This window comes from Treponema sp. OMZ 803, from assembly GCF_024181165.1.
GTDB lineage: Bacteria > Spirochaetota > Spirochaetia > Treponematales > Treponemataceae > Treponema.
This window is the reverse complement of record NZ_CP051195.1, coordinates 1,498,596-1,521,917: the sequence shown is the minus strand read 5'-3', so window position 1 is coordinate 1,521,917 and position 23,322 is coordinate 1,498,596. Positions and strand designations below refer to the sequence as shown.

16 protein-coding genes are annotated in these 23,322 nt (G+C 47.6%); 3 read left to right on the top strand and 13 right to left on the bottom strand.

Going from position 1 to position 23,322, the window contains the following annotated elements:
- Positions 1-30: 30 nt before the first annotated feature.
- The 6 genes from ABH09_RS06930 to ABH09_RS06905 form a co-directional block, all read right to left on the bottom strand.
- Positions 31-1,797 carry an FAD-binding oxidoreductase gene (locus ABH09_RS06930; protein WP_253713848.1) on the bottom strand — a complete coding sequence of 589 codons (1,767 nt, stop codon included), beginning with the start codon at positions 1,795-1,797 and terminating at the stop codon, positions 31-33.
- 78 nt (positions 1,798-1,875) lie between these two features.
- Entirely contained in the window at positions 1,876-3,432 is a 1,557-nt protein-coding gene (locus tag ABH09_RS06925; RefSeq protein ID WP_253713847.1) for an FGGY-family carbohydrate kinase, read from the bottom strand.
- The gene (locus ABH09_RS06920) at positions 3,429-3,836 is read right to left on the bottom strand and encodes a DUF1667 domain-containing protein (RefSeq protein ID WP_253713846.1); all 408 of its coding nucleotides are present in this window, start codon (positions 3,834-3,836) and stop codon (positions 3,429-3,431) included. Before ABH09_RS06920 ends, ABH09_RS06925 begins: the two co-directional genes overlap by 4 nt.
- Entirely contained in the window at positions 3,833-5,227 is a 1,395-nt protein-coding gene (locus ABH09_RS06915; protein WP_253713845.1) for an NAD(P)/FAD-dependent oxidoreductase, read from the bottom strand. Before ABH09_RS06915 ends, ABH09_RS06920 begins: the two co-directional genes overlap by 4 nt.
- On the bottom strand, positions 5,224-6,978 hold the full coding sequence (locus tag ABH09_RS06910; RefSeq protein WP_253713844.1) for an NAD(P)/FAD-dependent oxidoreductase: 1,755 nt from the start codon (positions 6,976-6,978) through the stop codon (positions 5,224-5,226). Before ABH09_RS06910 ends, ABH09_RS06915 begins: the two co-directional genes overlap by 4 nt.
- Positions 6,953-7,762: a FadR/GntR family transcriptional regulator gene (locus ABH09_RS06905; RefSeq protein ID WP_253713843.1), complete on the bottom strand. Its 810-nt coding sequence runs from the start codon at positions 7,760-7,762 to the stop codon at positions 6,953-6,955. The genes ABH09_RS06910 and ABH09_RS06905 overlap by 26 nt, the downstream gene beginning before the upstream one ends.
- A 475-nt stretch (positions 7,763-8,237) precedes the next feature.
- Between ABH09_RS06905 and ABH09_RS06900 the strand changes: the two genes are divergently transcribed.
- Both ABH09_RS06900 and ABH09_RS06895 read left to right on the top strand, forming a co-directional pair.
- Positions 8,238-9,302: an adenylate/guanylate cyclase domain-containing protein gene (locus tag ABH09_RS06900; protein WP_162663605.1), complete on the top strand. Its 1,065-nt coding sequence runs from the start codon at positions 8,238-8,240 to the stop codon at positions 9,300-9,302.
- Positions 9,303-9,422: 120 nt separating this feature from the next.
- Positions 9,423-11,075 carry a ComEC/Rec2 family competence protein gene (locus tag ABH09_RS06895; RefSeq protein ID WP_253713842.1) on the top strand — a complete coding sequence of 551 codons (1,653 nt, stop codon included), beginning with the start codon at positions 9,423-9,425 and terminating at the stop codon, positions 11,073-11,075.
- Positions 11,076-11,214: 139 nt separating this feature from the next.
- Here the strand turns inward: ABH09_RS06895 and ggt are convergent, their stop codons facing one another.
- The 7 genes from ggt to ABH09_RS06860 all read right to left on the bottom strand — a co-directional run bounded on the left by ggt (position 11,215) and on the right by ABH09_RS06860 (position 21,014).
- Positions 11,215-12,924, bottom strand: coding sequence for a gamma-glutamyltransferase (gene ggt, locus ABH09_RS06890; protein ID WP_253713841.1), 1,710 nt, complete (start codon positions 12,922-12,924; stop codon positions 11,215-11,217).
- A 4-nt stretch (positions 12,925-12,928) separates the two neighbouring features.
- Entirely contained in the window at positions 12,929-14,302 is a 1,374-nt protein-coding gene (locus ABH09_RS06885) for a sodium:solute symporter family protein (protein WP_253713840.1), read from the bottom strand.
- Between the two features lie 142 nt (positions 14,303-14,444).
- A complete protein-coding gene (locus tag ABH09_RS06880) occupies positions 14,445-16,091 on the bottom strand; it encodes a 6-hydroxymethylpterin diphosphokinase MptE-like protein (RefSeq protein WP_253713839.1) in 1,647 nt (548 codons plus the stop codon).
- A gap of 128 nt (positions 16,092-16,219) precedes the next feature.
- Positions 16,220-17,755, bottom strand: a complete 1,536-nt coding sequence (locus ABH09_RS06875) for a peptidyl-prolyl cis-trans isomerase (protein WP_162663601.1) — start codon at positions 17,753-17,755, stop codon at positions 16,220-16,222.
- Between the two features lie 142 nt (positions 17,756-17,897).
- On the bottom strand, positions 17,898-18,824 hold the full coding sequence (gene miaA, locus ABH09_RS06870) for a tRNA (adenosine(37)-N6)-dimethylallyltransferase MiaA (RefSeq protein WP_253713838.1): 927 nt from the start codon (positions 18,822-18,824) through the stop codon (positions 17,898-17,900).
- Complete coding sequence (gene mazG / locus ABH09_RS06865) at positions 18,811-19,767, bottom strand: nucleoside triphosphate pyrophosphohydrolase (protein WP_253713837.1); 957 nt, start codon at positions 19,765-19,767, stop codon at positions 18,811-18,813. Before mazG ends, miaA begins: the two co-directional genes overlap by 14 nt.
- Positions 19,764-21,014 carry a class I SAM-dependent methyltransferase gene (locus ABH09_RS06860; RefSeq protein WP_253713836.1) on the bottom strand — a complete coding sequence of 417 codons (1,251 nt, stop codon included), beginning with the start codon at positions 21,012-21,014 and terminating at the stop codon, positions 19,764-19,766. Before ABH09_RS06860 ends, mazG begins: the two co-directional genes overlap by 4 nt.
- Before the next feature lie 169 nt (positions 21,015-21,183).
- On the opposite strand from ABH09_RS06860, the gene ABH09_RS06855 reads away from it, so the two are divergent.
- Positions 21,184-23,259, top strand: coding sequence for a methyl-accepting chemotaxis protein (locus ABH09_RS06855; protein WP_253713835.1), 2,076 nt, complete (start codon positions 21,184-21,186; stop codon positions 23,257-23,259).
- The last annotated feature ends 63 nt before the right edge of the window (positions 23,260-23,322 follow it).

The following is a 23,322-nucleotide window of genomic DNA, read 5'->3' as shown; positions in this document are numbered from 1 at the left end:
TAGCGGCTCCGTTATTTTGAGCAATACCCCTTAATACGCAGGATTATCCCATGTTCTGCTGCAGAACTTCGGCTTGCGCTTTTGCTCATCGGTCATGTCGATGCCGAGGGTGCCGCCCGGGTTCATAATATTGTCGGGGTCAAAATGCTTTTTTAACGCGCGGAAAATATTCAGCCTATCCGTGCCGATCGACTGCTCAACCCATGCCGCCGTCATCTTGCCGACACCGTGGTGGTGGCTCATCGCAGCTCCCTGTTCCATGATATTATCAAAGATACCGAACTGATATTCTGCATATTCTTCTTTATCACGGAATTTCCCGATGAAGATAAAATAGAGATTGGCTCCCTGCTCATACGCATGGGATAGGTGTGTCATACAGACCGTGTTCGGGCGGGATTTTGCAAAGGCGCGAACCTTTTCATGCACACGCCCCATCATCTCCCATGTAACGGAGCATTCCATCGTGTCGATGATGATACCGTAGTCCTGCAGCGATTCCCGTAAATAGGGGTCGGTAAAGCGGCCTTCTTCCCATTTGTGCGCGGGATAGCCGGTGAGGTACAGTCCGCCGTGGGCTTTGCTGATTTTTTTTACGACGCGGAAGAGATTTGAAGAAAAGCCTCGCTCCCCTTCCGTCCAGCCTAAGAACATACAGCGGTCATGCGCTTTGTATCCGCGGAGATTCATCAAGCTTTCGAGCGGGGTGCCTTCCACGCCGTAGAGCTTCATCATCGCATCGGTTTCTTCGGGGTCGGATAGGCGGAACACGGAAGGATAGCCTGCTTCGGCCTGCATAATTTCCCGCGCGGCGTCGCGTCCGCTCTGCCAGTCCTTAAACATAAAGCTGAAATACCGGCGGTTCTCCGCAGTCAGGCGGGAAATTTTCAGTGTTACATGCGTCAGTACGCCGAACGCTCCTTCCGACCCCATCATCAGCTCATCGATATCAGGGCCGACTGCGTGGGCGGGGAGTCCGTAGCTTTTAATGATGCCGGTAGGGGTAACATAAGTCTGTCCCATCACGATATTGTGAATATTGCCGTAATAGGTTGAGTTTTGACCGGCGCCCCGCGTTACCGTCCAGCCGCCGACGGAGGAGTATTCAAACGACTGCGGAAAGTGTCCGCAGGTGTAAACGTGCCGTGCGCCGAAACGGGTTTTTGCTTCGCTCAAGATTTTTTCGAGCTGGGGGCCGGACATTCCTGCTTCAACCGTGATGGTTTGATCGGTTTCGTTAAAGTTAATCACCTTGTTAAAGTTCCGCCGCATATCAAGGCTGATGCCGCCCTTAAACGCTTCTACACCGCGGGTAACGGAAGAGCCGCCGCCGTATACATAGAGGGGAATGTGCTGCTTTTGGCAGTATTCGACAATCTGCACGATTTCTTCATGACTTGAAGGATAGAGCACTGCCCGCGGGGCATTTTCGGTGATGTTTTCCCGCAGCCGGTAGAGGTCGTACATGGTTTTGCCGTAAGCCACGGAAAGTCGGTTGTATCCCTTGGTGCTTACATTGTCCTTACCGCACACGGATTCAAAGAACGCAACATGCTCCGGTTCAAGCGGCGGTGTCGCTAATGTTTCGGGTACCGCTTCATGCCCGTCGGCGCCCTTCCGCTGAAAATCGGCATCGGTTAAGCCGAGCTCACCTTTCATAAAGGTAAAAAGCCTTTCATTCGGTTCCTTAAATTCGTTGGGGTCTCCCCATTTTAAAATCGAACGGAATGAAGTCGGCGGCGGGGGGACTTGCTCCCATTCCGGTTTAAAATTCTTGTATACCTTACGTTCTGCCATAGCCATCTCCTATTTGAATTTATGATAGAACACCTCTTAAAACTTGATGAGATTTTTAGAGGCTCTCGATGCTACTTTTTATGACGGATAACCGGTTACCTCCCGTATCCGTTTATACACGTGCTTTAAGATAGGATATATCTGTGTGTATATTTGATAGAGTTCATCATATAATTCGCGGTTATCCGGTGAAGGGGCAAATTCCTGCGCGATATGAACCATGTTTTTGACGCTTTCTTCGATACTTGAATAACACCCCGTCCCGTACGCCGTTAAGATCGCGGCTCCCAGTGCAGAAGTTTCCGTTGTCGCACCGCGGACGAGCGGCTTGTTTAAGATATCCGCCGTGATAGTGCAGATACGGTCGCTCTGCGAGGCTCCGCCCGAAACGGCAACCTTTTGTACGGGAACACCGCTTTGCCGTTGCAGTTGTTCCAACCCCTCCCGCAGCGAGTAGGCGAGCCCTTCGACGATTGCGCGGTATATTGCGTGCCGTCCGTGTACGTCGCCGAACCCGATCATCGAGCCTTTCGCATAGTGATCTTTAAGGCTGGCGCCCCAATAGGGTTGCAGCATCAGGCCGTAGCAGCCGGGCGGGGAGGAGTCGAGGAGACGATCCATAATTTGCTCCGGAATAATACCGGTTGCCGTCGCCTTTGCCCGTTCTTCATAGCCGAGCTCGTCCTTAAACCAGCTGATCATCCAGTAGCCGCGGAATATTTCGATTTCCGGTACCCAACGCCCGGGATAGGCAGCGCTGTATGCGGGTAGGAATCGGATCGGTTCCGTGTAGCGGTCGGTGCATATTTCCACCGTTGCCGTTGTTCCGAAGCTGAGGGACGCGGTTTTCGCATCGAGACATCCCATACCGAGCGTTTCGCATGCCTTATCACTGCCGCAGGCGATGACCGGTATACCGACAGGAAGCCCCGTTTCCAGAGCGCCTTGAGCGGAAACCCGTCCGATCTCTTTCCCGCTTTGGACAACACTGCATTTTTTATCATCATCTATCGGAAATATCTTTGCCGTGATGTGTCCGGGCGATGCCCACTTTTGCTTTTTATGATCAAAGGGAATGTGTCCGACCAGCGATGAAGGGGAATCGGCAGCAATTCCCGTAAGCCGGTATTGCAGATAGCCCGATACCATCAGTACCCGCCAAGTTTTTTTCCAAATTTCCGGCTCGTTTTCCTGTATCCAGTTGCACTGACCGTCGCTTTGAGAGTGCATGATTTTTTCGTAGTAATCAACGGCTTTCAGCGCAGCCTTCATAATGAAATTCGGATGATACCGGCCGTGTGCCTTTCGGGTATCGAGCCACGTAATCGCAGGGCGCAGCACGTTTCCGTCTTTACCGATGAGGATGACGGTGTCCCGCTGAGCTGTTACGCCGATTCCCTTTGCGCGAGCCATTAAATCGGGATGACTGTTTTTGAGTGCCGCTACACCTGTGCACAGCGCACCCCACCACACTGCGGGATCTTGTTCCGCCCATCCCGGCCGCGGACTGACGCACGGTTTATACATAATCTGCTTCTTTGCAAGTACCGAACCGTCTTCCGCAAAGATGATAACACGCAGGCTCTGGGTACCGCAGTCAATTGAGATAATCGTCGATTGATTGGTCATAATCATTCAGCCTCCGTACTTGCACAGGCGAGAATCGGTATTTTAGTTCCGTTTTCAGCAGTAAGCTGGGCAAGACAGTCTCCGTATCGCACCGGAGCTGCGGCGGTAATAGTGCGTATTTTTTCTATCATAGATTTCATCTCCTCAAGCGGAATTTCGCATCCGGTTTTTACCGGCAGGCGAATAAACTCAGGCTCACCGAATCCTGTTGTTTCTCCATTATGCCGAGCCGGCTTGCAGGCAACGGTGGTGGTGAGCGTTCTCATAGGGCACAGCACTTCCTGTTTGCCGTAGCTGATTCCTTTAGGACAGCTATTTCCGCTTACTACTATTATATTCGTTGCATCGTCGATTGTCACGGTTAATGCACAGCCGCGCGGGCATGCAATACAAGTCAGCTCTTTGATCATTCAGCCTCCTTTGCCTGATGCGCCGGTTCTGCGTCTGTCAACGAAACAGACAGTTGCTGCGTGTAGGCCGGTATCGATGCGGTATCCACGATAATCCGCTCCATCTCCGGCGGCTTGAGCGAGCGGTATGTTTTTTTGAAAAGAGTCTTTGAGCCTGTTTTTGTTTCCGCTCTAATTGTCAATACCGCTTGCTCCCGCTGTGCCGCAGACCGGAAGTACAGAACCGCCTGCTTCCCGTCCGGTGCGATGCGGGCGGGTGTTTGGTATAGCAGCGTTTTATCGGCATAGATGGGAATTTCAGCAGGATTTTTACATAGCTCAGCCTGCGCCGCCGGCTGTATTTCCGTTGCCGCAGCTCTTTCTGAGGCGGTATTGCCTTCAAATGCTGTTCCGCTGCAGAGTAAGGCAGCCTGTTCCCCGGCAATACTGCCCGACTCAGAAACATAGTCTACGAGGTCATTGACGTGCAGCGCATTCCCACAGGAGAAAAGTCCCGGTACGGTTGTTTCCATATATTGATTAACCTGCGGTCCCTTTGTCCGCGTATCCATTTTCGGCGCGAGACTGTCGAGGATGTCGTTTTCGGGGATAAGCCCGACGCTCAAAATGAGGGTGTCGCAGGGGATATACCGTTCCGTACCGGCGACCGGCTGCATCCGTCCGTCAACCTGCGTTACGGTTACGCCCTCCAAGCGTCCTGCCCCGTGCAAAGCGCTCACCGTCGTAGAAAGGTGGAGCGGAATACCGTAATCTTCAAGGCATTGCACGATATTGCGGGTAAGTCCCGACGGTTCGCTCTTTACCTCGTAGACACCTTCCACACTACCGCCAATATGTGCGGTTTCGAGGGTGAGCCGCCGCGCCATAATAAGCCCGATGTCTCCGCTGCCCAAAATGACAAACCGCTTACCGGGGAGGTATCCCTTTAGGTTGATAAAGGCTTGCGCCTGCCCCGCAGTGAATACCCCCGAAGGCCGGTCGCCGTGGATAAACACCTGCCGGTCGGTACGTTCTCTACAGCCCGTTGCGGAAATGAGCGCCGTGCAAGAAAGGGTAAAAATACCGTTCTGCGGATTGGTAAAGGTCAGCTCAAAGCTGCCGCCGTTCTGCTGCACGATACGGATAACAAAGGTGGATACGAATATGTCGATGTTGGAATGCTGAGCGAGCATATCGCGGTACCGCCATGCATATTCGGGACCGGTCAGCCGCTCTTTAAACCGAATAAGTCCGAAGCCGTCGTGAATGCACTGCTTTAAAATACCGCCGATATGCTCTTCCCGCTCTATCAGTGCAATGCTGCACTGCGGAGCTTTTTCGGCGGCGGCAAGAGCGGCAGCCATACCGGCGGGTCCCGCTCCAATCACAATGATATCATAAAAGCGTTTCATAATGCCGCCTTCCCCTCATCTGCCGACAGTGGGTTGTTCAGTATGTACGAGGAGCCGCCTTTTTTAGTAATGCGTTCAAGCGGAATGCCGGCTTCCCTGCTGATGATTTCCATTACCCGCGGCGTACAAAAACCGCCGTGGCACCGCCCCATTCCTGCGCGGCACCTCCGTTTTACCGCATCAAGGCTGATATGCTGCATACCGAGTGCACGGCAGCTGCGTACCGCATCCCGTATTTCTCCCTCGGAGATTTGCTCGCAGCGGCAGACGATTTTACCATAGAGCGGATCTCGTTTGATAAGCGTATGCCGCTCGGCATCGTGCATCGAAGCTGTTTCGCGGGGTGCGGCGCGGCGAGATATAAAGTTCGGTTTTTCTTTGAGGCCGGCGGGAAAGCGCCGGAGTGCAAGCGCTGTAATATCTTCCGCGATTGCCGGAGCCGAAGCAAAACCCGGCGATTGAATGCCCGCTGCATGAATCAAGTTGGGTACCTTTTCGGACATTTCAACGATAAAGTCTTCCTCCCATGTCGCGGCGCGGATACCGCTATAATACGCGATGATATCACCCCTCGAAAGCGTTTTATTCATAGACATTTGCTCAAGCAAGGCTCGTTCATCTTCGGAGTCGGTACCGTAGTCTTCACGGTCATATACCTCATGCGCAGTCGGCCCGACAAGGATATTCCCTTCTATACAGGGGATAATGCCGCCGCCTTTTGAGTGCTGTTTTGAAGAGTTTAGAAGATTAGGTTTTCCGATAATGGTATGCTGCGCTCCCTTTTTCTTTTTATCGAGGATGATATCCATGCCCTTTCGAGGATGAATGGAAAAAAAACGGTCTCCGGCAAATTCCGCAATTTTATCAGACCATACGCCCGCTGCGTTGATAATCAGGCGGGCGTTCAGCGTACCGCGGTTTGTGTACACTGCCGAAATCAAGTCGTTCGTTTTGCCAAAACCGGTTACAGCGGTTTCAAAGAAAAAAGATACGCCGTTTGCCGCAGCGTTTTCTGCAAAGGCAATCGTTACCTTAAAAGGAGAGGCAATGCCGGAGTAGGGCATCCAAAAACCGCCGTAGTATTCCGTACTCAGGTTCGGTTCCATGTTTTGTATCGTTTTTTTATTCATATAACCGACGCGACCTTCAACGCCGTTTTTTGCCGCCCGTCGGTGCATAAAGGGCACAAGCGGTTTTAGGAGCGGGGAATCAAATAGCATAAAGCTGCCCGGCCATTCGGTTTGAAAGCCGAGTTCTTTGTCGAGCTTGCGGTACAGACGGTTGCCACGTGTGTTCAGTCTGCCTTTTATCTTTGAAGGACTATCTGCAAAGCCGGGATGAATCATGCCGTCGTTGCGGGAGGACGCCTGCATTGCGCAATCGCACTCTTTTTCGAGCACGGCGATTGTTAAATCATAGCGGGATAGTTCCCGTGCGATTGCACATCCGACAACACCCGCGCCGATAATCACGATATCGAATGTTTTACCTGCTAAAAGATTATCCCGCACTTCCGGCATCCGCATCGGCGGCTCAGCCTTTCCAGCAACGGTTATATCATTAACCAAACCCTTATATCCCGGGAGCTTTTTACATTTTCTTGCAAAAAAGGCGCCGACGGTGTACCGTTCTTCAACGGTAGGAGCATCTCCGGTCAATATTACCGACCGGCCGTCCCATTCTGCCGAAAGTTTCAGCTGCGGGTACCGTTCCTTTATCTTCCGCTCAAGCTTTTGAAGATAGTTCTTCATAATGCTGTTCCCTCATAATCGGCGGACTTTCCCGTCCGTCAGCTTCCGTATGAATGTATGCATTCGTTGAGATCATTTTTTCCAGTAAGGCGAACGCTTCATTCCGTTTATTCTCCGTGATATAGGCAATCAACCGTGATTTTAAGGCGGCTGCTGTCCGAATGCTCTCGGTATTTTCCGTAAAAAACTGCTCCAGTTTTTGATGGTACAATTCTCGTGCCGAGTTAAAGAGAAGGAGAAATATCGTATTGCCACCCGCCTCGATAATTGCACGGTAAAAGAGAAAATCCAATTCGGTCAGCCGCCGTATTTCAGCAGGTCGTAAATGGGCCTCGATATTTTTATGTTCTTCTCTGTGTATCTTATGTAATTTCTCAATGAGCGGCGAATTTGTTTGTTTCTGCACCGTATCGGCAGCAAAATACTGCATCAATGATTTTGTCAAAATCATCCGGCGGACTTCTTCCAAATCGGCATCGATACGGGCGGCAGACTGAGGTGCCGAAAAACGATAAAGGCTTGAAAGCAGGGGCAGCGCACCTTCTTCTGTGAAGTTATTGACAATCCAGCCATGCCGCGGCCGAATGGAAATAAGCCCTCTCGCACCAAGTTCCAAAAGCCCCTCGTGGATGACCGGCCGAGAGACACCCATCTGCTGTGCCAATTCCCGTTCGGGCGGTAACAGCTCTCCCGGCAGGATAAGGTGCATCAACAGCAGTGTCTCCATCTGCTCGATAAAACGTTCTTTATTGCTTTTAGCCGTTGTTCGTTTTTTCTTTTTCATATAATCTCATATTTAGAATAGCGGTATGTGGTAATACCACCAATCTTTATTTACTATAACATGAAAAAAAATGGTTTGTCAAATATTCATCAAAATATTCATCAAAATTTTTATAACCATTTTAAAAGCCGACTGTTTAGCATAGTGCGTTAAAAAATATTTTGTACCACCTGCCATGATTCTTGTACTCTCCTTGCTTTTCTTTCATCATGAAGGTTTTTATTCGTGCGGTTTAATACCCGCCGTTCTCGGCAACGCTCTACGTCGTAACAAAGGGTATTAAAGCTGACTGCAACCATCTCGTCAAAAATGTACATCCTTGTACATTTTTGACTGCGAGTTTTTTGCCTTGCAAAAAACTCGTTCCTGTTTGGAATCACCTGCATCCGTGCCGGATATCCTATACTGTGCGAAACGTTGGGCACTGTACCCCGATGCTCTGCGTCGGAGTTGTTGATTATAGAAGGAGAGAGTTATGAGTGTGAAATTACGCTCTAAAGTAAATCAGAAAGAGGCTGATAAAATTGCAGCCTTTTTAACAAATGTGTCGGATCGGTTACTTTTTCATATTCCTCTCTATGAAATCGGTAAAGCTTTCGGTATATCGCGTGAAAAAATATTGGATATTTTTATTCAAGGAGTTTATGACGGAGTATTTATATTAGAATGGATTTATCATTGCCCTACTTGCGGACATATTGCCTATGAAGCTCCGTCTCTTCATCAAGCTTCGTCACAAAATTTTTGTACGGTTTGTAATAAGGTCTTTAATAATACGCTTGACACCAATATTGAGGTTTGCTTTTCGATTCACCCGCGGCTCAAGATGCTCGATCCTACGTTTAAAATGAATTATATTGCTGATATAGGCAAAAATATTCGGAGCGGAAAGTATCGGACGTGGGACACACCTGATGCAGTACGAGGTGTGGAGATTATTCAAAATAATTTGTACCGCGAATTGATGAGTTCTGAAATTCTGATTGGCGACCAATCACTTCCACTGACAAATATGACAATTCTCTTTGCAGATATTACAAATTCGACAAGGCTTTACGCATCATTAGGTAATAAAAAAGCATTTTTATTGATAAAGGGATATGTGAAGCTTCTTTTGAGTACGATTGAAAAGTACAGCGGCGTACCGATTATGAAAAACGGCAATGTTGTTATGGGGGCTTTTATCGATCCTTGTAAGGCCTTTAATGCTGCTGTGAAAGCACTGCGACAATTGACAAAGTATAGTCAAAATAAGCCGATAAGCGAACGGTTGGAAATTAAAATGGGTTTGCATAGCGGTTCGGTATTGGTGGTAACCTTGAATAACCGGCTTAATTATGTTGGGCTGACTGTTAATACTGCCGCCGATATAAAAAACACTGCGCTTTCGAATGAGATCGTTATCTCTCAGATTCTTTTTAATAACCGTTCCATTAAACGTACTATCCTTTCTGTTACCGATACCGTACAGAAACAGCAAATACGATTTAAGGGAAATCCTGAAAATCATACGCTTTATCATATAAAAATACCAAATTAAAGGAATCCTTGAAAACGTAACTTTTGGGCAGTTATGTTTTTCTCAGATTTCCTTTGCCGCTGCCGCTGATTTGTAGCCATTTTGCGCCTTGTGTCGTATAAGAAATCGTAAGAGGTAAGTATGGATAGACATGTTGTTCCGCCTGTTACGATCATAGCCGTTGCGGTGGCGGCGTTTTTTTACGGGTTGTATGTATTTGCTCAAACTGACAGTAAAATTATATCTTTTGTTTTTATAACGGCATTCTTATTACTGTGTGCTTTCTTGCTGTTCTTAGCGGCAGTACCGATAGCCGCTCAGTTGACGCACCGGAAATTCCAACCGCAGCACTGTCGTCAGAAACGAGTGCGAGCCATGGTACGGTTTGCGCTTTGTGTGATTGCGGGAGCTGTGATCGGCTCGTATGCTGCGCGTACTCTGCAAAGAGAGCAGCGCCCTCCTCAAACGCTTGCTTCGCTGCCTACGGTGCGGATGCTTATTGCGGAATTAACCGGTGAGCCTGTTCCGGCTGGATCCGATTATTATCGCATACCGGTTAAACTGATTGCGTGCGGCGCCGGCCGCAATGAGCAGTTTTCCGCATCGGGTTCCGTGCAGCTTTTTGTTCCGGCAGCGCTTGTCCGCGGAACATATTCAGGAGGTATTACCCGCATCGGCGAAGCGGAACAATCCGAAGCGGCAGCGCCGCTACTGTCCAGTACGGCTGTATTTGCAGAGGCTTTGCAAAATCAGCAAGAATGTCGGTTTTATGTCTGTGGAATGAAGCTTGCAGTTCAAGGAAAGTTCGGTAAGACGGGAACGGTGTTTTATGCGCGGCAGGTGCAGCCGGTATTTCTCGGCTGGAATTCTCCGCTCAACCGCCTTCGTGCGTTTTTCCGCTTTGCCTTTATGCGGATGCTATACGGTTGGGGAGAGGCGGGCGGACTTTTGCTTGCGCTGCTTGCTGCAGATAAGGCGTTCTTACCGGCGGAATGCATCGCGGCCTTCCGCAACGCCGGACTTGCTCATATCCTTGCCTTGTCGGGGATGCACCTTTCGCTAATCGGGACAGCGGCGCTGCAGGGCGGCAGGATGTTTGGGCATAAGACGCGGGCGGCATGGTTTTCGCTTGCGGCGGTCTTCCTTTTTGTCTGGTTTGCAGGTTCTGCGCCTTCGCTGAACCGTGCATTGGGAATGGTATGTATCGCCGCCGCAGGGAGAGCGCTCGGGTTAAAGCCGCTGCCCTTGTCCGTGCTGTGCGCCATGCTGACTGTGCATATCGCAATCGCCGGCTCCGAAGCAATAACGCTCGGGTTTATGCTTTCGTATGGGGCCTGTGCAGGTATTATCATCTTCGGCGATGCGTGCGCTCGTCTCATGGCTGGAAAAATACCGCCGTCTTTTGCAGGCAGTATTTCCGCATCCGTCGGCGCACAGCTTTTCACCGCCCCGATTGTTATCTCTGCAATCGGTAATATCGCAGCGGCGGGGGTAATTGCTTCATGCGTGGTTAGCCCGCTTGTTTCGGTTTTCCTCATCGCGGGGCTTATCTGCATTCCGCTTGCGCTTATCTTCCCGTTCAGTAGTCCGCTGCTGGGATACGGATTGAACGCCGCGTATCGGATAATTTTTACAGCAGCGGATTTTTTTGCACGCCTTCCGGTTATCGCACCGGGAAGCGGAATGCAGCGTGTGATATTTTCGGCAGCCGCCTTTGCGGTTGGTATATGCTGTGCGGTTCTGGCGTATGTTCAGCGTAAGCGGACAGCAGCCGCTTTCCCTCGATTGACATGAGCACGGGAAAAGCGTTTAAACTAAGCCCTGCTGCTGAATGGGGCTCGCAAAAAAGTAACCAACTTTTGAGACATCCCCGTATGTTAAAGCCGAATACCGGGCATCTCTAAAAACTCGGTTAGCTTTTAGAGATGCTCTACTATATTTCCGAAAACCCTATGCCGTCAAAGCTTGCGCCGGAGGAAAAAAGAACTCCTGCGCAGCCATCGACTCGCTTTGTCCGCCCTGCATAAAACCTATCCTGTTTTTTCATCACGCAATTTACCATTGTACTCATTGCCTGATGTACGGGAACTTGATGTACGGTATGCAGTGCTGCTTGAAGCTGAACAACAGTATCAGGTGAAATACCGAATTCGGTTTCTATGCCTTGTTGTTTACTGAGACAGTTGATATACGGCATATCTACCAGCTGCTCAGGTTCCATATCAAAATCGATTGCATTTACTATCCCTTGCAGCACGCCGGTAATAATTCTCGGACCTCCGGCAGAACCGATGGCCATGAACGGTGCTCCTTCTTTAAAAACAATGGTCGGCGACATACTGGAAATCGGTGTTTTTCCGCCGGCTATCGCATTAGAGCTGCCGTACGATAATCCTTGACTGGTAAGTGCTCCCTCCGTTGCGGAAAAATCCGACATTGCATTATTCAGTACAAAACCGTAGGCATCTACAACAATGCCGCTTCCGAACCAGTCTCTGATGGTCTGTGTCTGCGATACCGTATTCCCATATCGATCCATAATGGAAAAATGAGAGGTATTTCCTTTATGCTCGTCGAATGCAGTGTCGATGCTCGGTTTATACTCTTGTGCTGTTTTATTGATATGCTCATATTGTAATTTTGCATAATCTTTGCTGAGAATTTTATGCGTGTCGATTTTGATAAAATCGGGATCACCTAATCCGATACTTCTGTCTGCAAAAGCAATCTTCATCGCTTCCGCCAATAGATGTATGTACTGTGCCGAATTATGCCCTGCTTTTTTTATATCCGCATTTTCAAGGATATTCAGCATTTCGAGTACGGTACAGCCTCCTCCGGGGGGAGGAAAGGAATATACGGCGGCATTTCGATAATTGATACTTACGGGTTCACGGAATTTAGGTTGATACTCGGACATATCTTCATAGGAAAAACAACCGTCATGCTCATTTATTGTGTTGATGATTGTCTTTGCTGCTTCTCCGCTATAAAAATAATCAACTCCGACTGTTGCGATTTTTTCTAAAAGCCGTCCCAGTTTTTCATTTTTTTGCATAGCGCCGAATTCATATCCCTTATCTCCGTTCATAAAATTCTTTTTAAAGGCGGGATAGGTATTCCGTTTTCTGATAACCGAGTCATCCGTACCGGTTATCGAACCGGTAAAGCTTGTCCTAAAACCGTTGAGCGACAACTTGATTGCATCTTGTGTAACCGCTTGCATTGTCATTGTACCGAATTTTTTTAGCAAGACATCTAGGCTTTTCAATAATCCCGGAACGGCAACCGATCTTCCGCCGGTATCCTTCCATTCGTCGCACACCTTTCCGTCTTTTAAAAATAAATCTTTTGCCGCATTCCGCGGGGCTATTCCTCTCCCATCCAAGGCATAGACTGCATTTTCCTGCTTTGAGTACGCCAGTGTAAAGCAGCCTCCGCCGATTCCCGAATGATGCGGTTCGACAACGGATAATACCAACGAAACCGCAACGGCAGCGTCAAACGCATTTCCGCCGTTTCTCAACACATTCAGTCCTGCTTGAGTGGCATACACATTATTACTGCTGATTGCCCCGTATGTTCCATTGATAGACGGCCGATCCCATGCAGACGGCCACATATACATTTTCTTTTCTTGCATACGATTATTTACCGCCTTCTTTATATGTCAGTAACGAAACGATTATTCCAACGCCGTATGTAACGATGACAACCGGATAAATTGCTTCAAGCTTATCGCTCAAGCGCAGTACCATCCAAGCTATCCCAACGAGCATACCGCAGAGGATACTCCAGAAAGCACCTTGCTTGGTAACCTTTTTCCATGTTAAACCGACTAAGATAGAAAAACTGATAGGAGCAGCGGCAACATGCTGGAGCGTTAAAAAGAGATTTGTAAGTGAACGGCTTGGAATAAAAAGTGCAGGTATCAGCGTAAGATATGCAAAAATAAATGTAATCTTTTTGGAAATACTGAGAACCTTTTTATCATCGGCATTTGGATTGATATCCGTTTTATATACGTTGGTGATAATCGTACCGGTGGCCAGCATCATTGTTGCCATCGTTGCAGCGATAATCATTGTAACGAATGCAAAGATAATACCGCCGAAGAACGGTGAGGTAAAGGTTTTAATAGCATAGGCAAATGCGCTTGTTCCATCACCTAAATCAGCTCCCGAAGCTTTTGCAAGCATTCCGCAGGTTGCCGTAAAGAAACAAATCGGTGCTGCAATAAGATATCCGAGGATGGAACCGGTGCGGGCAGCTTGCGGGGTTTTTGCCGCCAATAACGGCTGAAGTACCGATTGCATAACAGCCGTACTGATACACCCTCCGAATATCCACGCGATGATTCTGTGCAGCGGCATATTTTTCATACTGTCATATCCTTGCGGTAATTTTGCCAGCAATCCGCTAAAGCCTTCAAATTTAGGCAGTGTCGTTACAACAAAAATAATGAGTAAGATATAAATACCGATACAGACGATTCTTCCTACCGCTGATGCTCCTTTCATACCCGAAAAGCCGGTGTAAACGACGGCAACCGTTACACCGATTATCATTGCCGCCATGAAGTTTATATTGGGTAATACAATTTGAATGATGGACGAAACCGTTTTTAACTGAATGGGAATATAGAGAAAACCGTAGACAATCCATGCGTATGAGTACAGTTTTGCCGTTTTAGTGTCGAATCTGGATTGTAAGTATACAGGAACCGATTCACCGGGCATATTATTTCGGATTATTTTTGCAAAAACAGCTAATGCAATAAAGTAAAACGATCCGGCTATTGAATACCACGACCCGGCGATGCCGAGGTTATATCCGTTTTGAGCTGCTCCGACAATTGCCATGCCGCCGATTTGCCATGCGGCAAAAATAGCACCGAGTGAAACGGCGCTCAGGGACTTATCACCTCCCGACCACTGTGCGGACGACTTAATGGTTGTTCCGGCATAAATACCGATACCGACAACAATTAAAAATGTAATGATCCATGTTGCAATTAACATACTGATTTCTCCTCTACTTAGCTTATATTATGATATGTAATATATTACATATCATAATATAAGCTTATACCACCTTTCAAGGAAATGCAACAAAAAATTCTACAAATTTCTCAAATTTCTGAAAGAAGAAGTTTCGCCGCTGTTAGCCGAGAATCTTCAGCAGATACCGCAGCTCGATACCTGCCCGCTTTAGAAAACCGAGGTCAAGCGAATAGCCCCGTGCTGCATCTGGGAAGTGGCTGTACAGATAGTCGCGTTCTGAAAAGAGTTCTTCCATCGTGTGTTCCGATATCGAGCGCTTGCCCTGTAAATGGTCATTCAGCATAGTCAACGCTTTGGCTTCACCGGCAAGATAGCCGGAGAGCGCTTCATATCGTTCGTTTGCAGTGTCTGATTCACAAACGGAATCAAAAAAAGTATCGGCTGCATTTGTCTGTGAGCAACCGGTTCCGATAGCTGTACTGTCCGCATCCGAGGCACAGCCATCGGTAAGTATCCGTTCGGCTTCGGTCATATCAGCTTGTCGGCCGTTCAAGAAGCAGCCTTCCGTTCCAATGTCGATGACCCGCTCATTTCCTGAGAAGGTATGGCGGTATAGTTCCGCATAGCCGGAAAGCACCGGAGTTGTCCAATAGGAAAGTCCACGCTTCCCGGAAATACGCTGCATACCGGTAGAAACACTGAGCTTATACGGCGATTCGGTGCGGTTTATTTCCGCAAAGAGTTTTTTTATAGGGCTGCTTCCGGCGGCATGGGTAAGACCGTTTTGCCATGCAAAATCCAAGCCGGTATGCAGTACGGGCAGGTGAGGGGCGCCCAGCGCTAAAGCAAGCTGTAGTGCTGTCAATCCTACCGATCCCATCGGCGGAAGAATAAGCGGCTGCAGCGTTTGATAGAGATGTTCCAAATACTTCAGCCGTGCGTACTCGGTGCAAAAAAAGTGTACACTTCCGCCGCATGCTTGCAGCGCACGGGGGGAAGCTGTCAGATCGGCAAAGACCGGTATGCCGTATTTGCGCAAGCCGATGAACGCCGAATCAATCCAGTACTGCGATTCCACCAATACGATTGCGTCAGGTTGAATATCAGGTAAAAGAGCTGCGGCTGCGGCATCCACTGCAAGCAAAAAAAAGGAATTTCTATTCTTGATAATAAAATCCCGTGCAGTATCCAGCGAAGGACCGGCGCCTGCAACCAAAAGAGGCTTGCGGATACGCTCATCGCCGGTGAGCAACTGGAAATTCCTCTTACTCGATGGTGCCTCCCACGCAGATAATTCCGCTGGGGAACTCTCCGGCGATCTTACGAGTGATCTCGTCAGCGATCCCGTCATTTGTCTCGCCGGTGATTTTGCAAGCGATCTCGCAAGCGAGAGGAGGTTGCGGAACGTATTATGTGCGTAATTCCTGCCGAGATGCATCAGCGTTATCCGGTTTTTCCAAAACCGTGAAATAACCTCATCGGCATACAAACGCACTTCATCATAAAAGACTTGGTTGAGCTGTACCCCGCCTGAACAGGAAAGCACAAGACACTTTTTAAAGGGAAACAACGGCAAGGATTCTATCTTTTTCAGCACCTCTGCAACCGAATCCGTCCGGATATAAGAAAATCGCTGCTGTGCAAACGGAGAGAAATCACAATGATCGAGCGAGAACCGCATCAGCATTTGATCGCATTCCAGCGCGAGAATATAGGAAGAAGCCGGCAGCTTTTCCGTCAATTCTTTAAGTCCGTAGCCCAGTACCGGCGAAAGGCAGAGTATTAATGTAGAATTGGGTATCTGCAACGATGCAATCTGCGCTATAATGGCTGCTTGAGGATTGTATTTTGAATAGAGATATTTATTTCGATATAAAACGGAAAAGCCCCTGCTTGTTTGTATTGGCAGAGGCTTTTCAGCTTTGTTGTCGCTAATCAATCTTTTTGGTTGAATACCGCATTAAAATTGTCGGTAAAGTTTTTGCTGTTTAAGACAAAATCAATAAAAGTCTGCTGTCCCCATGAAAGTTGTTGATAGGCAAGCATGGCGAGTGGGTATTCGTAATACCAAACCGATGCGAACTGTCGATATGAGTTCGCAATATTATTTTGTGTCTCTTCCGAGCTATTTTTTTCTTCATCGAGCTGCAAAACCAGTACGTTTGCCCCCAGCAAAATCGGATCCGAAATTTCCCCCTGCTTAAGTGCAAAGGCTTTTTTAAAGAAGGTTTCATTCCGTACACCGGCCGTAAAGAAACTATCCGACTGATAAGAAATTTGCGGTAAGATAGCGGCATTACCGTAGTTCAGTGTTATCGGGTTGCTTGTCTGCACAACCAAGTCGTTTATGGAAGCTTCATGCGCAAATCCGCCGATTTTTGCTGCTTCGATAAAGGTTTTTGCCTTTTGCTCAAGGTAATCTTCGATAATACCTCGTTCATTCGATTTCATATAAGAAAGTACACGATCTTGCGTTTCAGGTAGCGTAAAATCGGCAGCTTTAGCCGGAGCGGTGCATTTTACGATCGCATATCCTGATGAAGTTTTAACGACAGGACTCATTTCATCGACTCCGAGTTTAAGTACGGTATCAAGATCCTTTGATTCGGGGAATGTCCGGTTTACTGTTGTTCGGTATGGGGATAACAGTTTTCCGTTAGCATCGGTACCCATTTTGGTAGAATTTGTTACCACCGCATCTTCAAACGTGATCTCTCCTTTTTGGAGTGCTTGAGCGGTTTTATTTGCATCCTCTTGAGAGGCAAAGGTCAACATTAGTAAGTTATGCTCTGCAAACATCTCCGCGTGTTCTTCGCCATACGCACGAATTTTATCTTGAGGAAATTGACTTTCTTCAAATACGACATATTTAAAAATGCGCTCTTTTTCTGCCATCTTCTGCACAAAAGCTGTTTCCGCAGAGCTCGTTTTTAGCCCGAATATATTATCATAGGTGCCGAAGTTATCTTCGATATATCGTTGTGCGGTAAGATAATCGATTACTTGCCGCCTATTGGCAAGACGCTGCTGTTCCGATGTCCGATTGTATAATTTTTCAGAATAAGCGCCTGTTGAGTCAGTATAAAAGGAAATAAGCGCTTTATTGATATTTTTATTCGGCAGATAAAAACCTGCATTCAGGGCTTCTTCTCGCGCAGCAAGCTGAATCATGGAAGAATTAAATGCGGTTCGCATAATCTGCCGTTCTATAAATTCCTGCTGAGCTTTGTTATTATTGTCATTTCTTAGATATCCGCGTAGTTCGGCAGATCGATGAAGCTGTTGGTATTCCCTGAAAAAAAGTCCGTCAGCCGTGTAGTCAAGCTGTTTATTTTTCCATTTACCGATCATTGTTTTTGAACCGTCGTTCGATTGCCCACCTGCGGCCGGAACAAAAACAAACGCGATTACTGAAAATACCAGAATAATAATACTTCCGATTGCTAAAGTATTTTTTTTGAAGCCTGCCATAGTTTTGTTTCCTTAATTATAGATTTTCTCTATTTAATTTTTAATATTCTTACTTTTTAGATTTATAGTGGATAACTGTACCAACTTGACCGCGAAATGTCAATCACCGGGTTACTGTTGGGCATTTAGCAAAATGTGTGGTTCAATTTACCGGCTCAATCTTTGAAATACCTTCTGCTGTCAGCTGAGCCGCCTTGTTGCCGTCAATCCATTCTATTTCGATGCCGTTTCGTTCCATGCGCCGGAACCATGTTTCCTGCCGCTTTGCAAATTGTCCGATTGCCCGATAGAGTTGCTCGATATAGGCTTCTTTGCTTTCGATTTTTCCCTGTAGATACTGCGCCGTAAAGCGGTATTCCAAACCGAGGCTTTCGAGCCGCTCCCATGAATAGCCCTGTGCATGGATTTGTTCGGTTTCTTCTATCATACCGGCGTCGATGCGGGCAATGAGGCGACGGCGGATACGTTCGCGTAAGGCACTGCGCTCAAAAGAGATACCGTAAATTTTCGGCGTGATGGGCGGTACGCTATGCAGATGCACGGCGGCGGATTCGGGATGTTCCTGCCGGTAACGGGCAATTTCGATGGCGCGAACGAGGCGGTCGGGCTGTTCCAAGTCGGTTTTATTGTGAATATCCGGCTTGAGCGCTATGAGCATATCTTGCAGCTCCGGCAGTGTTTTTGTAGCCAGCGCTTCACGCAATGCGGGATCTTCGGGCACGGGGATGAGCTCATAGCCGCGAAGGATGGCGTCGAGATACAGCCCCGTCCCCCCTGCGATAATCGGCAAGCAGCCTTTTTCAACGAGCTGCGGAAAGATGCGGTACACCTCCTGCTGAAAATGAAAGACCGTAAACTCGCGGCTTAAATCGCAGACATCGATGAGGTGGTAGGGAATGTTGCCGTATTCCTGCAAATCCTTTCCCGTGCCTAAGTCGAGCCCGCGGTATACTTGCCGGGAATCGGCGGAGATGATTTCGCCGTGCTTTGCGTGCGCAAGTTTGACGGCAAGCGTCGTTTTTCCCGTTGCCGTAGCGCCTAATACTACGGCGCAATTATAGTGCGGCATTATCGTTGCTGCGCGAGGCGGCAGAAGTTTGAGCTTCCATGCGCTTGGCTTCTTCCCAAAAGCCGTCCATCTGGGTTAAGGTTTCGTGGGAGCACGGGATACCGGATTCTGCCATGCGTTTTTCGACAAAGCGGAAGCGGCGTTCAAACTTTGCATTGGTACGGCCGAGCGCAATTGCGGGGTCGATATGTAAATGCCGCGCGGTGTTCACCAAGCTGAACAGTAAGTCTCCGAATTCCGCTTCCGTTTCTTCGCTCGTACCGTGTGCAAGCGCTTCCGTAAATTCCGCAAGTTCTTCTTCTATTTTTTTCTGCGGCCCATCTGCCGTATCCCAGTCAAAACCTTTCTTTGCTGCCCGCTTTTGCAGTTTGTATGCGCGGGTGAGCGGTGGAAAGGTTTTCGGGATGGAATCCAGTGCGGAGGCGCTTGCACGGCCTTCTACGGTATCCTTGATAGTATCCCATTGCGCAAGCACTTTTTCCGCCGTAACCGGCTTTTTTGTATCGTCGGGGTCGGGGAAACCTGCCGTTTGTCCGAATACGTGGGGATGCCGCCTGATCAGTTTTTCGTTGAGCTCGTCGATCATCTTCGCGACGGAAAAAGCTCCATCCTGCTCAAACATATACGCAATCATTACGATGTTTAAAAGCACATCGCCGAGTTCTTCCGCCGCATGGACGGCTTTCGCGCTGTCCGCGGAGGCTTCTTCCAGCGCCTCAATTGTTTCATACGTTTCTTCAAGGAGCGTTGAACGCAGCGTCATCGGAGTTTGCTCGATGTCCCACGGACAGCCGCCCGGCGCCCGCAGCCGTTTAATCGTGGTAAAGAGTGCAGCGAATGCTTCTGCAGCGGCTGCTGTTTCCGGCTGCGCCGTTATCGCCGCAGTATGGGGATGAACGGCTGAGTCTTGTTCGTTTTTGCCGGTATTGTTGGGTTGTATCATAAGTTCTCCTGTTGTTTTGCCGGAATCATATCCTTCAATAGCTGTTCCAGAGTCGGTTCGATGCAAAAGCTTTCTTTGATGCGGCGGTATTGCCGGAGCGCTGTTTCTTTCAGCCGTTCCGCTTGGCCGGCGCTTTGTGTTTTTTTTACCGCATGGATCAGGATATTTTTAGGGGTATGTTCCGTTTCGATGAATTCCATAATCTGCACGGTATAGCCGCAGGCTTGTAAAAGGAGCGCCCGCACAGTGTCGGTTAAGAGCGAAGCAAACCGCTCGGTGATAATGCCGTGCTCCATAAAGGGCTGCATCAAGTGATCTTCCGTGCGGAACGTTTCTTTTCGGTTTTTAAGCTGGCCATAGAGTTCATGCTGGCAGCACGGAACAGCAAAGATAATCGGTACCTGCGCGCGGACAGCTTGAGCAATCGCCAAATCGGTTGCCGTATTGCAAGCGTGGAGGCATACCATCATTCCGGTACCGTCCGGCAGCGGATGGTCGCCGATGTTCCCTTCGGCAAAGTCCAAATGCGTATAGCCGCACCGTTCCGCCAGTGCGGAGCAGTGTTCGATAACCTCGGTTTTTAAATCCAGCCCGTGAATCCGCACCGGAATCTGCTGCCGTTCATGCAGATAATAGTAGAGCGCAAAACTCAAATAGGCCTTACCGCAGCCGAAATCGGTAATGGAAAAAGGCTTGCCGGAACGGGCAACCGTATACCGTATAAACGGTTCGATCCCGGCGATAAATTCGAGGAATTTATTAATCTGCCGAAACTTATGGTATTTTTGCTTTAAGACGGCGCCCTCCGCATTCATCACCCCCTGTTCGATCAAGAACGCGAGCGGTGTCCCTTCGGGAATAAGATAGTTCTTTATCTTGTTGTGTCCACCGCAGTTGTTTTCCGTGAGCGGAGTGGAGCAGGGAAGCCGTTTGGTAAGGGCGATGGTTCCCTTGTTGTTCTGTAAAAAAAAGAGCTGTTCTTTTTGCCCGCGGCATTCCGCAGCTTTAAAACGGGCGAAACATTCCGCTATTGTGCCGGATACCGCCTCCGGTTCAATTGTTTTCTGAAATGCTTGCTTGTTTTTGACGGTTTCCAGCTGATACGCGGCCTTCCCTTTTATCGTGATGCGCCGAAGCCGTGCCTTTGTCTCGTCGATTCCATTGCGCGGGCGGGAAAATGAAAGCTGTATAATGGAAGTATTCAGGCATTTGTGCGCCGCCTGATCGGGGGTATAGATGGTACTCATAGATGGTGAGGCATTGTATCAAAAAATATGGAGTAAAACAACAAATCGAGTAAAGGGTACATATATTGATGCGTTTACCTTGTGTGCAATGCGCTATCTAGCTATAAAAATGAAAATACGGTACACTTATCAGACATCTAAATTTTCTTTACTATGCTGGAGAGACCCTATGAAAATACGGACATCAGTTAACTTATTTCTGGTAACAACTCTTATTATTGCTGTCTGTGGTGCCTTGGCTTTTAGCGTTATACAAGCGAGGACATATATTGAAAGTAATTTTTATAAGACCGTACCGTTTATGTTGGATGCTTCGTCTTCCGAATTACAGACGAATCTTGCTGTTGGGTTAGCGATTTCACAAGATTTAGCGGAAGAGCCTTATTTGATAGATTGGTTTGAGAATTATGAAAAAGATAATGAAAACCGTGTTAAAGTTACCGAAAAACTTATTAAGCTTAGCGAAGATGAACAATTTTCCACCTGCTTTGCTGCTTCAAAATTAACCGGCGGTTATTATGTTGTCGATAATAATAAACAGATAAAAAAAGATGTACTCACCGAAGCTGTTGATGATTGGTTTTTTTCTATGATGAAAAGGCCACAGACGTTATTTTATAATGTTGATTATAATAGGACACTCCATAAAACCAATTTTTGGTTTAATGTTAAAATTTTTAATACAGCCGGAGAAGCGATCGGTTTCGCCGGCATGGCAGTTAATTTACAACAAGCCGCAGCTAAAATAAATAACTCATTACCTAGTCCGCAATCATGGATTGGTATCATTGACAATACCGATACAATATCGTTATGTTCAAATGCTGATTTCACTAATAAGAAAATCAATACCGTTGTAGGAACTCTTTCCGATTTAATAGGATATGACGGGCTTCAATACTATGAAGATGCTTCGCTCGGTAGGGTCGTCGTTGTCAAAAAACAGCTCGCAGATTTACCTTATTCTACTATCATGGCAGTTCCTATAAAAGATTTTATACCGCCTATTCTTCCGATTTTAGGGTATTCTGTTTTATGGACAGCAGTTCTTTTAATACTTATGATCGCGGTTAATCAGTTTATGCTCCGCTACTTATTCGGCCGATTTATTAAACTCCATACTATTTTTAATAAAGTTGCAGAAGGAGATTTTACCGTCCAGGCTGTAGTACATTCCGACGAACTCGGGTCTATTGCACTATCGATGAATAATGCAATAGAAAAAATCCGTACTTCTTTTTTGGTTATCGCGGAAACGGCAAATAGCATGAAAGCTGTCAGCCAGACATTGTCTACACGTATGATAGATTCTACCGAGGCACTTAATCAGATAACAGGAAATATTGAAAGTGTAAAAGATAGAGTAATGGTGCAGCATACGGAAGTTAATGAAACAGCAGCGAAGATAGATGCTATTACTGAAACTATTTCAAGCCTTGATTCTCACATTGGGGCTCAAGCCCAAAGTATTTCCGGTTCATCACTGTCAATTGGAGAAATCGTCAAAAATATCCAGGCTGTACAGGAAAGGGCTGAAAAAAACCTACAATCGATTAAAACCCTTGAAAAAACAACCCATACAGGTAAAGAAACCGTTGCTATGGTTGTTGAGGTAACAAAAGTAGTGACGGAGCAATCTGAAGGCCTTCTTGATGCCATTACAGTTATTCAAAATACGGCAAGTCAAACAAACCTTCTTGCGATGAATGCGGCGATTGAGGCAGCTCATGCGGGAGAAGCGGGGAAGGGCTTTGCGGTCGTCGCCGATGAGATACGGAAGTTGGCAGAGGAATCGGGCGCCCAAGGTACGAGTATTACGAAAGTTTTGGAGGAGCTTAAACATAAAATCGAGAGCCTTAACGGTGCCGGACCTCTGGTAGCAGAGCAGTTCGAAAAAATCAGTGCTATGATGGACTTTATCTATCGACAGGAAGATGGCATGATCCGTACAATGAAGGAACAAATGCATGACGGTGAAGAAGTCTTGAATGTGATGAATGGAATGAATACCATAACCTCAAAGGTAAAAGCAGATTCAGAGGAGATTCTAACCGAAGCCGCCGATATTTCCACCGGTATCCAAAAGCTTGCCAATCTTTCAGAGATTATTACACAAAGTATGGCAGAAATGGCGACGGGGATCGCAGAAGTTAACAACGCCATGAAAGAAGTAAATACTATCGCAATGAATAATCAAAAAAATGTGGCAAGCGTTACCGGAGAAATCGGAAAGTTCAGGGTATAAGGAGGCAGTCCATCAAAGTGCCTAATTTAGGTAAACAGGCACTTTGATAATTCAAAATCGGTA

What these genes read in the sequence shown, in the direction of transcription:
- ABH09_RS06905 (WP_253713843.1), bottom strand. Translation starts at nt 7,762, where the DNA reads ATGAAAAAGAAAAAACGAACAACGGCTAAAAGCAATAAAGAACGTTTT.
- ABH09_RS06915 (WP_253713845.1), bottom strand. Translation starts at nt 5,227, where the DNA reads ATGAAACGCTTTTATGATATCATTGTGATTGGAGCGGGACCCGCCGGT.
- ggt (WP_253713841.1), bottom strand. Translation starts at nt 12,924, where the DNA reads ATGCAAGAAAAGAAAATGTATATGTGGCCGTCTGCATGGGATCGGCCG.
- miaA (WP_253713838.1), bottom strand. Translation starts at nt 18,824, where the DNA reads ATGCCGCACTATAATTGCGCCGTAGTATTAGGCGCTACGGCAACGGGA.
- ABH09_RS06910 (WP_253713844.1), bottom strand. Translation starts at nt 6,978, where the DNA reads ATGAAGAACTATCTTCAAAAGCTTGAGCGGAAGATAAAGGAACGGTAC.
- ABH09_RS06930 (WP_253713848.1), bottom strand. Translation starts at nt 1,797, where the DNA reads ATGGCAGAACGTAAGGTATACAAGAATTTTAAACCGGAATGGGAGCAA.
- ABH09_RS06895 (WP_253713842.1), top strand. Translation starts at nt 9,423, where the DNA reads ATGGATAGACATGTTGTTCCGCCTGTTACGATCATAGCCGTTGCGGTG.
- ABH09_RS06900 (WP_162663605.1), top strand. Translation starts at nt 8,238, where the DNA reads ATGAGTGTGAAATTACGCTCTAAAGTAAATCAGAAAGAGGCTGATAAA.
- ABH09_RS06925 (WP_253713847.1), bottom strand. Translation starts at nt 3,432, where the DNA reads ATGATTATGACCAATCAATCGACGATTATCTCAATTGACTGCGGTACC.
- ABH09_RS06920 (WP_253713846.1), bottom strand. Translation starts at nt 3,836, where the DNA reads ATGATCAAAGAGCTGACTTGTATTGCATGCCCGCGCGGCTGTGCATTA.
- ABH09_RS06885 (WP_253713840.1), bottom strand. Translation starts at nt 14,302, where the DNA reads ATGTTAATTGCAACATGGATCATTACATTTTTAATTGTTGTCGGTATC.
- ABH09_RS06855 (WP_253713835.1), top strand. Translation starts at nt 21,184, where the DNA reads ATGAAAATACGGACATCAGTTAACTTATTTCTGGTAACAACTCTTATT.
- mazG (WP_253713837.1), bottom strand. Translation starts at nt 19,767, where the DNA reads ATGATACAACCCAACAATACCGGCAAAAACGAACAAGACTCAGCCGTT.
- ABH09_RS06875 (WP_162663601.1), bottom strand. Translation starts at nt 17,755, where the DNA reads ATGGCAGGCTTCAAAAAAAATACTTTAGCAATCGGAAGTATTATTATT.
- ABH09_RS06860 (WP_253713836.1), bottom strand. Translation starts at nt 21,014, where the DNA reads ATGAGTACCATCTATACCCCCGATCAGGCGGCGCACAAATGCCTGAAT.